This window comes from Flagellimonas taeanensis, assembly GCF_003584105.1.
In the GTDB taxonomy this organism is placed as follows: domain Bacteria; phylum Bacteroidota; class Bacteroidia; order Flavobacteriales; family Flavobacteriaceae; genus Flagellimonas; species Flagellimonas taeanensis.
The window spans coordinates 1-13548 of sequence record NZ_QXFO01000017.1 but is presented as its reverse complement, the minus strand read 5'-3'; the positions used below and the strand labels follow the sequence as shown (position 1 = coordinate 13548).

Annotated in this window: 12 protein-coding genes; all 12 read left to right on the top strand. The window is 47.8% G+C overall.

Features of this window, described 5'->3' with window-relative positions:
- The first annotated feature begins 77 nt into the window (after positions 1–77).
- Positions 78–1397, top strand: a complete 1320-nt coding sequence (locus tag D2V93_RS07290) for an aspartate aminotransferase family protein (RefSeq protein ID WP_072880450.1) — start codon at positions 78–80, stop codon at positions 1395–1397.
- Positions 1398–1407: 10 nt separating this feature from the next.
- Positions 1408–2586, top strand: a complete 1179-nt coding sequence (gene dgoD / locus D2V93_RS07285; RefSeq protein ID WP_119619070.1) for a galactonate dehydratase — start codon at positions 1408–1410, stop codon at positions 2584–2586.
- Between the two features lie 15 nt (positions 2587–2601).
- A complete protein-coding gene (locus D2V93_RS07280) occupies positions 2602–3378 on the top strand; it encodes an SDR family NAD(P)-dependent oxidoreductase (protein ID WP_119618977.1) in 777 nt (258 codons plus the stop codon).
- Positions 3379–3395: 17 nt separating this feature from the next.
- On the top strand, positions 3396–4769 hold the full coding sequence (locus tag D2V93_RS07275) for a hypothetical protein (protein ID WP_119619069.1): 1374 nt from the start codon (positions 3396–3398) through the stop codon (positions 4767–4769).
- Complete coding sequence (locus D2V93_RS07270) at positions 4766–6331, top strand: SLC5 family protein (RefSeq protein ID WP_119618976.1); 1566 nt, start codon at positions 4766–4768, stop codon at positions 6329–6331. The genes D2V93_RS07275 and D2V93_RS07270 overlap by 4 nt, the downstream gene beginning before the upstream one ends.
- A gap of 4 nt (positions 6332–6335) precedes the next feature.
- Positions 6336–7451 (top strand): M20 family metallopeptidase, encoded by a 1116-nt coding sequence (locus tag D2V93_RS07265; RefSeq protein ID WP_119618975.1) that lies wholly within the window; start codon positions 6336–6338, stop codon positions 7449–7451.
- A gap of 3 nt (positions 7452–7454) precedes the next feature.
- A complete protein-coding gene (locus D2V93_RS07260) occupies positions 7455–8492 on the top strand; it encodes an NAD-dependent epimerase/dehydratase family protein (protein ID WP_220473623.1) in 1038 nt (345 codons plus the stop codon).
- 62 nt (positions 8493–8554) lie between these two features.
- Positions 8555–9622 carry a dihydrodipicolinate synthase family protein gene (locus D2V93_RS07255; RefSeq protein WP_119618974.1) on the top strand — a complete coding sequence of 356 codons (1068 nt, stop codon included), beginning with the start codon at positions 8555–8557 and terminating at the stop codon, positions 9620–9622.
- A gap of 22 nt (positions 9623–9644) precedes the next feature.
- The gene (locus tag D2V93_RS07250; RefSeq protein WP_119618973.1) at positions 9645–10643 is read left to right on the top strand and encodes a Gfo/Idh/MocA family protein; all 999 of its coding nucleotides are present in this window, start codon (positions 9645–9647) and stop codon (positions 10641–10643) included.
- Positions 10591–12270, top strand: coding sequence for a PQQ-dependent sugar dehydrogenase (locus tag D2V93_RS07245; protein ID WP_220473622.1), 1680 nt, complete (start codon positions 10591–10593; stop codon positions 12268–12270). The genes D2V93_RS07250 and D2V93_RS07245 overlap by 53 nt, the downstream gene beginning before the upstream one ends.
- 57 nt (positions 12271–12327) lie before the next feature.
- Positions 12328–13137, top strand: a complete 810-nt coding sequence (locus D2V93_RS07240; protein ID WP_220473621.1) for a 3-keto-disaccharide hydrolase — start codon at positions 12328–12330, stop codon at positions 13135–13137.
- Positions 13138–13153: 16 nt separating this feature from the next.
- The coding region (locus D2V93_RS07235; RefSeq protein WP_147377383.1) for a Gfo/Idh/MocA family protein at positions 13154–13548 on the top strand (395 nt) is incomplete at its 3' end.

The following is a 13548-nucleotide window of genomic DNA, read 5'->3' as shown; positions in this document are numbered from 1 at the left end:
AGTTCAATCGGTATTTACATCTTTTACGAGCCATGTCCATGCAGAAAACATTAGAAGAAAATAATAATATAAAGAATATGATCAGATCAAAATCTAATAACATTTTATTGGAAAATGAGAAGTGGATACCCGGAGGCGTGGTATCCTTGAACAGAAAGGCAGATCCCAATATTTGTTTTAAGAGCGGCAGAGGAAGTAGGGTCTTGGATGTGGACGGAAAAGAATATATTGATTACCAGGCAGGCTTCGCGGCCTCATTTTTGGGCCATAACGACCCGGATATCAACCAAGCGGTAGAGGAGGCACTGAAGAGCAGTTCCATTTTGATGGGGGCAGGGCCAACTACCTTGGAAGGTGAGTTTGCCGAACTGTTTTGCAAAAGTGTCCCTTATGCGGATAGTGTACAGATTACGAACACAGGTTCGGAAGCAACATTCCACGCCATTCGGATAGCTAGGGCCGCGACAGGTCGCGACCATGTCATCGTGATGCAAGGAGGTTACAATGGCTGGCATAATGATGTGGCCTGCAATGTGATAAGCGCAAAGGCGGATATCGGTGAGCGTGTCTCGCCGGGGGAATACCCTTTTGATTCCTTGTCCGCAGGTGTCCCTGATGTGCATAAATCATTGGTGCACGTGGTCAACTACAATGACCTGGAATCCATAGCCTATGTCCTTAAGCGTTACGAGGTTGCCTGTGTACTATTGGAGCCTGTCCTGCAAAACATAGGTATCGTAAAGCCAGAGCCGGGTTATCTGGAGGGTCTGCGTAAACTTGCCGATGAGCATGGATTTTTACTTGTTTTTGATGAGGTGAAAACAGGTTTTAGGCATGCCTTGGGCGGTTATCAATCCATTTGTGGGGTTCGGCCCGACCTTTCCACCTTTGGAAAAGCGGTCGCCAACGGTTATCCCTTTGGTGTGATTGCGGGAAAAAAGGAATACATGGATTATTTCATCCATCCGGAGAAGAGCAAAAGGGTCTTGATTGCAGGCACCTTCAATGCCTTCCCATTGACCACGGCAGCAGCAATCGCGACCTTGAAAAAGCTTGCCGACCCTGTCGTGGACGTGTATGGGCATGTGGAGCGATTGGGGAAATTGATGGAAGATGGATTGAAGGATATTTTCACGGCAAAGGGAATCACCCATCACATTGCAAGGCAAGGGTCCGCTTTTTGTGCATACTTTATGGACCATGCCCCGGTTGATTTTCACGATATTTTGAACAACCATGATTTTCAATACGACACCGAATACCGCAAAAAATTGATTGAAAACGGTATATTTAATTTCCCTGTGGCAATCAAACAGAACAGTATATCTTTTGCACATTCGGAAGAGGACATTGAAGTGACCTTGGATAATGTGAAAAAGGTGGTTGGTCAACTATAAATTTGCGGAAATGAAAATTACAGCGATAGAAGCTCATGTGTGCAATGCACGGATGCGGAACTGGATCTTTGTGAAAGTGGTCACCGATCAACCCGGACTTTGGGGTTGGGGAGAAGCTACGTTGGAATGGCACACCAAAGGTGTGGTAGGGGCCATTGAGGACATCTCCCAACTTTTGGTGGGTGAAGATCCCAGACGAATAGAGCACCTTTGGCAGATGATGTACCGCCAGCATTTTTGGCATGGAAACGGTATTGTAAGGGGAACGGCCATCAGTGGAATTGACATTGCACTATGGGATATCCTGGGCAAGATCCACAATGTGCCTTGCCATGAACTATGGGGAGGCCGCGTACGGGATTATGTCCGTCTGTATTGCCATCTTGGAGGTGGAAAAATGGAAGATTTTTATGAGACTGCTCCCGACAACGCCAAGCGCTTTGCCGAACTGGCCCAGCAGGCCGTGGAAGAAGGCTTTACCGCCTTCAAGTCCATGGCTGTCCCCGAGACAATGTCCTTAGAAGGGCTAAAACCGATAAAGTCCGCAGAGTCATGTGTGCGCGCCATGCGCGAAGCTGTGGGTGACGATATTGATATCATGGTGGATTGCCATGCAAGACCAACCCCTCGCATGGGTCTCATGTTTGCCAAGGCACTGGAGCCTTACGGGCTGTATTTTTTTGAAGAGCCCTGTTGGCCGGAAACCATGGATGATATTGCATTGATCCAGCGTTCGGTTACAACTCCCATTGCTTCGGGAGAACGTTTGGTGGGAGTGCATGCCTTTAGGGAGCTATTGGAGAAAAGGGCCGTGAGCGTTCTTCAACCCGATATCACTCACTGTGGTGGTCTTTCAGAGGCACGCCGTATCGGAGCATTGGCAGAGGCCTATAAAGTATCCATGGCACCCCATAACCCACAAGGGCCTGTAAGTACTGCGGCGTCCTTGGAGTTGGGATTTGCCACACCGTCCTATATCATTTGTGAAAGTGTGCATAATGATGTGGAGTGGAGGCAAGATGTGGTTTCCGAAGGTTTTGAGGTAAAAAAGGAGGGAAGAATAGTGCTTCCGAACAAACGTCCCGGACTGGGAATCGAGATTAATGAAGAGGAAATCAAAAAACATCCATTTCAGCAGGAAGTACTGCAACGTACCTTTTATAAAGATGGTAGCGTAGGGGATTGGTAGCAATAAGATAAGGACATGGAAAGCAATAGTTTTAAAGACAAGGTCGTATTGATATCCGGCGGAATGGGTGACATTGGTCAAGCAGTGGCACTGGAATTTGGAAAGATGGGGGCGAAGATTGGAATATCGGATATCCTTGATCCAACAACCGCAGCCGCAAAACTTTCTTCGATGGGCAATCTGGGAGTGACCTACCGTTATACTCAGGTGGATGTCTCGAATGCGGATGAAGTTGAAGGATGGATCCAGGATGTTGAGGATCAATGGGGCCAGGTGGATATCGCTATTGTGAATGCCGCAACGGTTACATTGAAAGATGTACAGGAGATCACAGCCAAAGAATGGGAACGGGAGATTCAGGTAAATCTTAACGGTTCCTTTTTCATGGCCAATGCGGTGTGTAGGTCCTTTGTGAAAAAAGAAGTGGCCGGCAACATTGTGTTTTTGGGAAGTTGGGCAGCCCATGCCGCCCATATCAATATCCCTGCCTATTCCGTGTCAAAGGCCGCTTTGAGGATGTTGTGCAAGACCATGGCCTTGAGCTATGCCGAAAAAGGAATCCGGGTGAATGAAATTGCCCCAGGATATGTCAATGCCGGATTGAGCAAAGAGGTGTGGGACAAAGACCCAGCTTCTGCAGCCGAAGCAAGGAACCGTGTCCCCATGGGCAAGCTGATTGAAGCAGATGAAGTGGCCAAACAAGTTTTGTGGCTTTGTGATCCATCCAACCGGCATACGACCGGGAGCACCTTGCTCATGGATGGAGGTCTCTCACTCCTAAGGACTAAATGACGAATCAAACCGCAGTAATGACCCCCAACAAAAACCAAATAACCCCCAACAGTACCTTCTCCGGTAGTTTTTCAGTGGTCACTGCCGATATCACACCACCATTGTCCATATATGCCCGTAACTGGGGTGCTTCCGCACATGACCGGGCAGAAGCCGTACATAGACCCTTATGGATGCAATGTTTTCTGATGCAGTCTGTCAACGATGAAATGTTGGTATGGTTTACGGCCGATCTGGGGTGGTGGAAGAACAACTCGGACGAGCTGAACCTAAGGAACTACATTCTAACAAAAGCGAATTTAAAGGAAGAGCAGGTGCTTTTCTGTTTATCACATACACATGCAGGTCCCAGTATTTGTTCGGCCGATAAGGATAAACCGGGAGGCGACCAGATAGCACCCTATCTGAAGTTTTTGGCCGAGACCGCGGTCAGCTTGTATGAAGAGGGAAGCCGCAAAATGCAAAAGGGAACGCTTACCTGGGGATATGGCAGCTGCGATTTGGCCACTAAAAGGGATTTTTATGTGGACGGAACCTATCTCATCGGCTATGACCCTACCCAAAGGGCAGATGACACTTTGCTGGTCGGGGCCGTGAGGGATGAAAAGGGGAAACAATTGGCGACTTTGGTGAACTATGCTTGCCACCCGACCACCTTTGCCCATGAAAATAAAATGCTGTCCCCGGATTACATTGGTTCACTTCGGGAAGTCGTGGAAGCCTATTCGGGATGCTCTTGTTTATTTTTCCAAGGAGCATCTGGGGATTTGGCTCCCAAGGAACAATATGTTGCCGACCCGGCCATTGTGGACAGTCATGGACGCCGTTTGGGCCATGCCACTATAGCCACTTTGGAGTCCATTCCGCAGAACAATATGGGCTTTGAGTTTAAAGAGGCCTTGATTTCAGGGGCTCCACTTGCACTATGGAAACCAGTGGAAAAAGCTCCGAACCATCAAATGGGGGCACAGATCATCCATGTTGAGATAGACTATAAAAAACTACCTTCTGTGGAAGAACTGCTGGAGGCGTATGAAAAATGCGAAGACCGAGTGCTCAAAGACAGACTTTGGAGGAAGATCAATACGCGGAGGGCCATCGGTGAGAAAAAGACGGAAAAGGTTCCTGTTTGGATATGGCAACTTGGTAACGCTGTCGTGATTGCGCAGGCCAATGAAACCTATTCCGTGATACAGGAACAATTGCGTTCTGCTTTTCCGGACAACAATATTGTATTTATAAACATAGCCAATGGCTATGTTGGGTACCTCCCACCTTCAGATCTGTATGACAAGGATATGTATGCCGTTTGGCAAACGCCTTATGCAAAAGGCAGTCTTGAGAAAATGATCGGTCGAATAACTGAAGCCATCCAAACACTGAACTTATGAAGCTGGGAACCATAGACATCACCATATTTGCTATTTATATATTGGCCATATTGGTATTGGGACTATATGCTTCCCGCTTTAACACCAAGACAAAGAAGGGCTACTTTCTGGCAGGGGACAAATTGCCTTGGTGGATGATCGGCGGTAGCATCATTGCCGCCAATATCAGTAGCCATCATTTGGTCGGGGCAATGGGTGTGGCCTACAGCAGGGGCTTTGTGGCAATAACCTTGGAGTGGGCAGCCATACTTTTGGGATTCAATGCCCTTTTGTGGGTGTTCTTGCCCTATTACCTCCGCAATGGGTTCTATACCATCCCTGAATACTTACAGGTCCGGTATGGAAACCTGACCAGGGCGGTCTATGCTGTACTGATCCTTTTCACCTATATTTTTGTGGAAATCGGTGCGGTTCTCTTTCTGGGGGCACTTTCATTGTATGCCCTGTTCGATATTCCCATAATCTACAGTATTCTCTCCTTGGCCATATTGACCGGGATATACACTATCATTGGGGGGCTGCGGGCGGTGGTCTGGACAGAGATGGTCCAATTGATCGTTCTCGTGACAGGTGGGATCATCCTTACGTTCGCAACGGTAAAAGAAGCCGGAGGTATCCAAACGGTCATCGACTCTGCCCAGAACTGGAAGATGATCTACCCGGCAGATGACCCCGATTTTCCATGGACCATGTACCTAGGAGGACTGTTATGTATCAGTGTGTTCTATTGTGCCACCAACCAATTCATCGTGCAGCGCATTTTGGCGGCCAAAAATGAATGGCATGGCAGGATGGGGGTCATTTTTGGGAACTACCTTAAATTTTTGGTCCCCTTGATCATAACGGTGCCGGCCTTGGTCGCCCCTTTGTTCCTGCCAGATTTGGACAAACCGGACCTGTTGTTTGCCACCTTGGTGGAGAAACTACTCCCCACAGGTTTGATCGGCTTGGTCATGGCCGGTCTCATTTCGGCGATCATGTCCCATATCTCTGGAGCCATCAATTCGTGCACCACGATCCTTACGGTGGATATATACATGGAATATTTCAATAAAAATGCCTCTGATTCACAGGCCATCCGCTTTGGTAAAAAATCTGGAATCGTGATCATTATGTTGGGAATAGTAAGTTCCATTCTATTGATCAGCTATTCGGACAAACCGGTGTTCCTGTATTTGATGAACCTCTATGGACTGTTCACCCCGGGAATCGCAACCATGTTCTTGATGGGCGTTTTTTGGAAAAGGACGACCGCTTCAGGTGCCTTGGTGGCCGGTCTCATTACGATACCTCTTTCCTTGTTGATCGAATTCCTTTTGCCCGACATGCCCTTTTTTAATCGGACCGGTATCGTGTTTTGGACCTGCATGTTGTCCTGTTTTGTTGTGAGTCTGCTCACAAAACCAAAGACGGATGCAGAGTTGGAAGGATTGATATGGAACAAGGAAAGTTTAAAGTTGCCTGTAAAAGAAAGATCATTGTATAAAGGAATTAGGAACCCTTTTTACTGGTGGTTGCTCATAACGGTCATAGTCCTGTATTTCTACGTAAGATATTTTTAACGGTATGAAGAACGACATTATAGGATTGACAAGGGCTCTTGTGGCCCAGGATACCATAAACCCTCCGGGGAACGAAGCCTCTTTGGCCTTGATGGTCGGAAAGTTATTGGCCGAGAATGGTTTCAAGGTCGAGTACGTTCCCTTTGGTCCAGATCGCCTCCATGTCATTGCCGAGCGAGGACTTGATGGAAAGCAACTGCCCATAGTTTTTACGGGACATTTCGATACAGTGCCCTTGGGCAACCAAAAATGGACTATGGATCCTTTTGCAGGAGAGATCAAGGACGGCAAGATCTATGGACGGGGCACCACCGACATGAAAGGGGCGGTTGCGGCGATGACCATTGCGGCAATTGAAGCCTTTGAAAAAGGAGTCCCGTCCGGTGGCATACGTTTGGTGCTTACCGCGGGAGAAGAGTTAGGATGCCAAGGTGCCATGGACCTGGTAAAAACATATATGGGATTGGGACAGGCAAGGGGAATCATTGTTGGGGAACCCACGGGAAATATCCCGGCCATTGGACATAAAGGGGCACTTTACCTTAACCTGGAAGCCTCGGGTATAACAGCGCATTCCTCCATGCCCCAGTTAGGCGATAATGCCATTTACAAAGTGGCCAGGGCCATTGTAAGAATGGAGCAGTTTGATTTTGGGCAGGAGGAAGACCCGCTACTGGGATATTCCACCATCAATGTGGGCAAGGTTTCAGGCGGATTGAACATCAACTCCGTACCCGATCGTGCAGGGTTCACCATTGATGCCAGGATCACTTCGAACTTGCGTAACAGTGACGTCCTTGAGCAGATCAAAAAGGAATTGGGAAATGATATAGAGGTGGAGGTACTGGTGAATCTTCCGGCAGTTGCAAATGACCCCGATGCTGCATTCATACGTGGAGTTTATGACGCTTGTGGCATCTCAGATGAAGAGAGGAGCGCACCAAAGACAATGCCCTACCTCACCGATGGTTCCGTCCTGCAAAAGGCATACGGCGGCATACCTACGGTGATCATTGGCCCCGGGGAACCTGAAATGGCACATAAGATTGATGAATACTGCTATGTTTCAAAGCTGGAAGAGGCAGTGGACATTTATAAAAAAATAATATATAATACCTGAAAGATGAAGATGGAAAAAGATAGCATGTTGGACGAATCAAGCTTGGAATTACTCTTGTCGCAACCGGATGATTCCACTGTGGAAATGTTCAAGCAATGGGAAGGGGATATCATTTTCTTGGGCATTGGCGGAAAAATAGGTCCCTCGTTGGCGCACATGGCGAAACGTGCTTGTGAATTGGCGGGCGTAACAAAGAGGATCATCGGGGTATCCCGTTTTAGTGATCCCAATGAACAGACCTATATTGAATCCTTGGGAATTGAGACCATAAAAGGTGACCTGCTGGATGAGGATTTTCTCAATAGCCTGCCCGACGTAAAGAATGTGTTCTTTTTGGCAGGGATGAAGTTTGGATCCGAGACCAATTTGTCCTTGACTTGGGCCATGAATGCCCTTTTGCCCGGAATGGTTGCCAAACGGTACCAGAATTCCAAGATCGTGGCATATTCCACTGGTTGTGTATATCCCATGGTTCCCATTGCTTCTGGGGGATCCAAAGAAACGGACAGGCCCATTGCCGTGGGGGAATATGCACAGTCCTGCCTAGGGCGCGAGCGAATGTTCGAATACGGCAGCAGCAAGAACAATACACCAACCGCACTGATACGATTGAATTATGCGGTGGAACCCCGTTACGGAGTTTTGGTGGACATTGCCACCAAGGTGAAGAACAATGAGCCAGTGGATTTGGAAATGGGCTATTTCAATGCCATATGGCAAGGAGATGCCAATACTATGGTGCTGCGATCCCTCGAACAGACATCGGTTCCCGCCAACATCATCAACGTAACCGGAGAGGAAACCTTGTCCGTACGTGCTGTGGCGGAGGAGTTTGGAAAACATTTCGGAATCCGCCCACAATTTACGGGCGTGGAATCGGATACCGCTCTTTTGAACAATGCGACCAAGTCGTTCGAGCTTTTTGGTGAACCCAAGATAGCTATCAAAAAAGTAATCGAATGGACGGCGAATTGGATGAAAATGGAAAAAAAGACCCTGGACAAGCCCACCCATTTTGAGGTAAGGGACGGAAAGTATTAAATCAATGCCAGAGCTGGACAAGATGCTGGTAGAAATAGATAGATCAATTTTAACCGACTGAGATGGATTATACGGAGATACCCTACAATATTCTGGAGGAATTTCAAAAAGGAATGGTGATTCCTGCATTGCCGCTGGCCCTGACAAAGGAGCGAAAACTGGACGAGGCCAGACAAAGGGCCCTGATGCGGTATTATCTGGATGCCAGGGCAGGAGGTGTGGCCGTTGGGGTGCATTCTACCCAGTTTGAAATCCGTTTGCCGGAACATAACCTTTACAGTACCGTACTTGAAATTGCCAAGGAGGAATTTGACCGATATTCCAAAGTGAACGATAGACCAATTATTAGGATTGCTGGTATCATCGGAAAAACAGAACAAGCCATTGCCGAAGCCCAGACCGCAGTCGGTTTGGGATACCACGCAGCATTGATCAGTGTTGCGGCGTTCAAAGGGGCACCCAACCAAGAAATCCTTGAACACTGCCGAACGGTTGCCAAAGTGATTCCGTTGGTTGGTTTTTACCTTCAGCCAGCCGTGGGGGGCAGAAAATTGGATGTGGAATTTTGGAAAGGCTTTGCAAGTATTCCCAATGTCATTGCTATAAAGATGGCTCCGTTCAACCGTTACCAAACATTGGATGTGGTGAGAGGGGTAGCAGAGTCGGGAAGGGCCGATGAAATAGCATTGTATACAGGAAATGATGATAACATTTTGGTTGATCTTCTGTCGGAGTTCAAGATAAAAACAGAAGGAAAAACCATTAAAAAGCGTATTGTGGGAGGACTGCTGGGCCATTGGGCCGTCTGGACCAAATCCGCAGTCGATTTGCTCGAACAGGTGCACAACGGAGAATTTGAACATGATATAAAAGGAACGCTCACCAGGGCCATTGAGATCACGGACAGCAATGCAGCCTTTTTTGACGCGGCCAATGCTTTTGAGGGATGCATTCCCGGAATCCATGAAGTCCTTAGGCGACAGGGACTGTTGGAAGGAATTTGGACCTTGAATGAAAAAGAGGTCCTTTCCGAAGGGCAGATGGAGGAAATTGATAGGATCTATGTGGCCTATCCACATTTGAACGATGATGCATTCGTCAAGGAAAACCTGGATAAGTGGCTTTCATAAACCGGCCATCTTTTGATTGAAAATGGGAACGAGAAGAAATTTTGTGGGTACAACGTTATTGGCAGGTCTTGGCCTTGGTCTGACCGAGGTCGCCGGGTCACCCCTGTTCAAAATGATGGGCAAGGGAAAGAGAGTGGGAATAATCGGTTTGGACACCTCTCACGCCCCAGCGTTCACCAAAATGCTCAACGCCGATGAACCCAGCCTGGATTTTATGGGCTATAAGGTGGTTGCGGCATATCCTTGGGGAAGCAAGGACATTGAATCCAGTCGTGATCGTATCCCAAAATTTACGGAAGAAGTCGCTACAATGGGGGTCCATATCGCCAAAAGCATTGATGAGGTTATGGACCAAGTGGATGTAGTGCTTCTGGAGACCCATGACGGCAACCTGCGCCTGAAACAGGCCAAAAAGATTCTGAAGTACGGGAAACCGGTGTTCATGGATACCCCTTTCGCTGCTTCCATGCCCGATATCAAGACCATTGTGGAGTTGTCGGAAAAGTATGGAACACCCATTTTTTCTGCTTCATCCTTGCGGTATACGGATAAGGCGATGGAAATCGCGGAAGGAAAGGTAGTGGGAAAGGTGATGGGGGCCAGTACCTACGGACCAGCGAACATAGAACCCTCACACCCCGATCTATTCTGGTACGGGATACACGGAGTGGAATTACTATATACCCTAATGGGGACAGGTTGTGAAACGGTCAATTGTATTTCTACGGATGCTACCGAAGTGGTAACAGGAGTTTGGAAAGATGGGAGATTGGGAACCTTTCGGGGAGAGCGACAAAGAGATATAGGTTTTGGGGGTATGGCCTTTGGTGAAAATGGAAATGCCTTGGTAGGGGAGTACAAGGGATACCGACCCTTGTTGGTTAAGATCATCGATTTTTTTGAAACAGGAATTGCACCGGTATCACCACAGGAAACCATGGAAATATATGCCTTTATGCAGGCTGCCCATGATAGCAAAAGACAAGGGGGCGAACAAATTCCTTTGGACAGTGTGTATTGAAAATTATGGGGAAAACCAATTGGAAGAAATGAAGAAAGGATATCAAAAACATGTGCTGTATCTCCTAGGGTGTCTACTCATTATGGGATGCAAAACAGATAAAGAAAAGAGTGAAACGGCGGACATCTTCCACGATTCTTCGGGAAACCCGATAGAAGAGTGGATTGCCCTCGATTCGACCATTATCGGTAGAAGTACGGTGGCTGAAAATTTGGATGTGCCTTGGGAGATTACATGGGGACCCGATGATAACATTTGGTTCACCGAACAGGGTGGACGCGTAAGCCGTTTGGACCCGAACACAGGACAAGTCCATGTTTTATTGGAAATACAGGATGTTTTTAGGAAAAGGACCACTGGACTATTGGGATTGGCGATTCACCCCGATTTCAAGAAATCACCTTATGTTTTTTTGAATTACACCACCAAAAATGAAAAAACCATCACTTCAAGGTTGATGCGATATGAATATGCCAATGATACACTGATCAATCCTAAAACGATATTGGAGATTCCCGGACATACGGCACATAACGGTACCCGGTTGACCATTTCCCCCGATAAAAAACTGATATGGGCCACAGGCGATATCGGTCCGGATGTGGACAACGCCCAAAATGTAAAATCATTGAACGGGAAGATATTGCGTTTCAACTTGGATGGTTCCATCCCCGATGACAATCCCTTTGCCAACAGCCCGGTGTGGTCATGGGGACAACGCAATGTACAGGGAATGGCTTATGGAGCCAAAGGACTCTTGTACACCTCCGAGCATGGGGATGCCACGGACGATGAGGTAAACCTCATGCAAAAGGGCCGTAATTATGGATGGCCGAACGTCAGTGGATATTGCAATGATGCAACGGGGAATCCATCCTTCTGCAAAGATTCCGCTGTGGTGGAACCTATGAAGGCCTGGACCCCGACCATAGCCCCGGCAGGAATCGATTATTATGCTTCAAGATCCATTCCCGAATGGAACAATTCTTTGCTGCTCGTCACCTTGAAAGAGAGTGATTTTCGGGTATTGGGGCTGAATGGCACAGGCGACTCCATTGTATCCGAAACCATTTTGTTTGACAATGTATTGGGAAGGATCAGGGACCTATGTATTTCCCCCAAGGGAGATGTTTTCATTTCTACAAGCAACCAGGATTGGAACCCCAAAGAGGGCTTCCCAAAAGAAACGGACGATAGGATCATCCGCATATTCAAGGTAGGGGATACTGCCAATGCAGCATTGTTCAAACAGGTTTCCAAAGGAAAAGAAAGCGGGGAAGAAGTGAAAATGGCCGGCACAGCAGGCAAAAAAAGCTACAATATGTATTGTGCAGCTTGTCACAAAACCGATGGGAAAGGGGTCGAAAATTCCTTTCCACCATTGATAGGCTCAGATATCGTGAACGGCCCGAATGAGGGATTGATCCGATTCACGTTGGGAGGAGCCGCAAGGTCGACCAATGGTGCTGCGGATGGATACGGGGAAGCGATGCCATCATTTGCCTTTTTATCAGATGCGGATATCGCCGACATACTCACATTCATCAAGGGTGAATTTGCCGAGGAAGCTGAAAAAATCACCGCTGATGAGGTATTGAAAGTAAGGACAGAATATGCTGAAAAATAGTAGAAAGCCGCTACAATGAGATTTAAAGTTTTATACAATCATAATTCAAATTCATAAATGAGACCCAATCAAAGAAAATCGCTAAGTGTCTTCACACTTTTAGTAGGGATGGCATTGTTCATCGCTTGCAAAAACCAATCGAAACCGACAGAAGAAACAACAACCGCCCAACCTGAAGAGAAGAAAGCCGAATGGGTCCATCTTTTTGACGGTACCAGTCTGGAAGGTTGGAGAGGATACAACATGGACTCCCTGCCCCCCGGATGGACCATCAGGGACAGCATCCTGACCTTCGACACCGAACTGGGCATGGAACAGGACTATACCGGTGGAAAGGACATCATATATGGTGCCGAGGAGTTCGACAATTTCGAGCTCTATCTGGAATGGAAGATCCCCGAAGGGGCCAACAGTGGCATTTTCTACCATGTGAAGGAAGGCTATGACGGCCCCCCCGTGGTGGCCCCGGAATATCAGATCATCGATGACGAGAACTATGCCAGGATACATGATCTGACAGGGTACAACTCGCAATTTGGTGCCGAGCACCCCGAGCTGCTCCAGGACTGGCAGAGGACAGGGGCGGACTATGCCATGCACGTGGCGGACGAATCCCAGAAACAGTTGAACCCGGTAGGGGAATGGAATTCTTCCAAGATCGTGTTCACCCCCGAAAAGGTGGAGCACTGGCTCAATGGCAAGAAACTGTTGGAGTTCGTGCCGTGGTCCGAGGAATGGAACGCCAAGAAGGCCTCGGGGAAATGGGACAATGCCCCCGATTACGGAAAATTCAAAACGGGCTACATCGCTTTGCAAGACCATTCGAGCCCCATTTGGTTCAGAAACATAAAAATCAAGAAACTATAACCTCCAATACCTAACCATGAACAAAAGAGAATTCATCAAAAAAAGCAGTGTGGGAGCCCTAGGGATCATGTTGGCACCTTCTATTTTAAAAGCAGGTTTCCCAAAAGAAAAGTTACGAACGGCCCACATTGGCGTGGGCAATATGGGGATGGAGGATCTCAAGGCGATTTCATCGCATGCCTCGGTCGAGGTGGTCGCCCTCTGCGATGTGGATGCCATCAACCTGTCCACAGCACACAAAATGCACCCCGGTGCCCGTGTGTTTTTTGATTACCGTGCCATGTTGGAGGAAATGGGCGACGAAATCGATGCCGTGATCGTTTCCACACCGGACCATACCCATGCGCCAGCTTCGTTGATGGCGATGAACATGAACAAACCTGTGTACTGTCAAAAACCATTGACCCACTA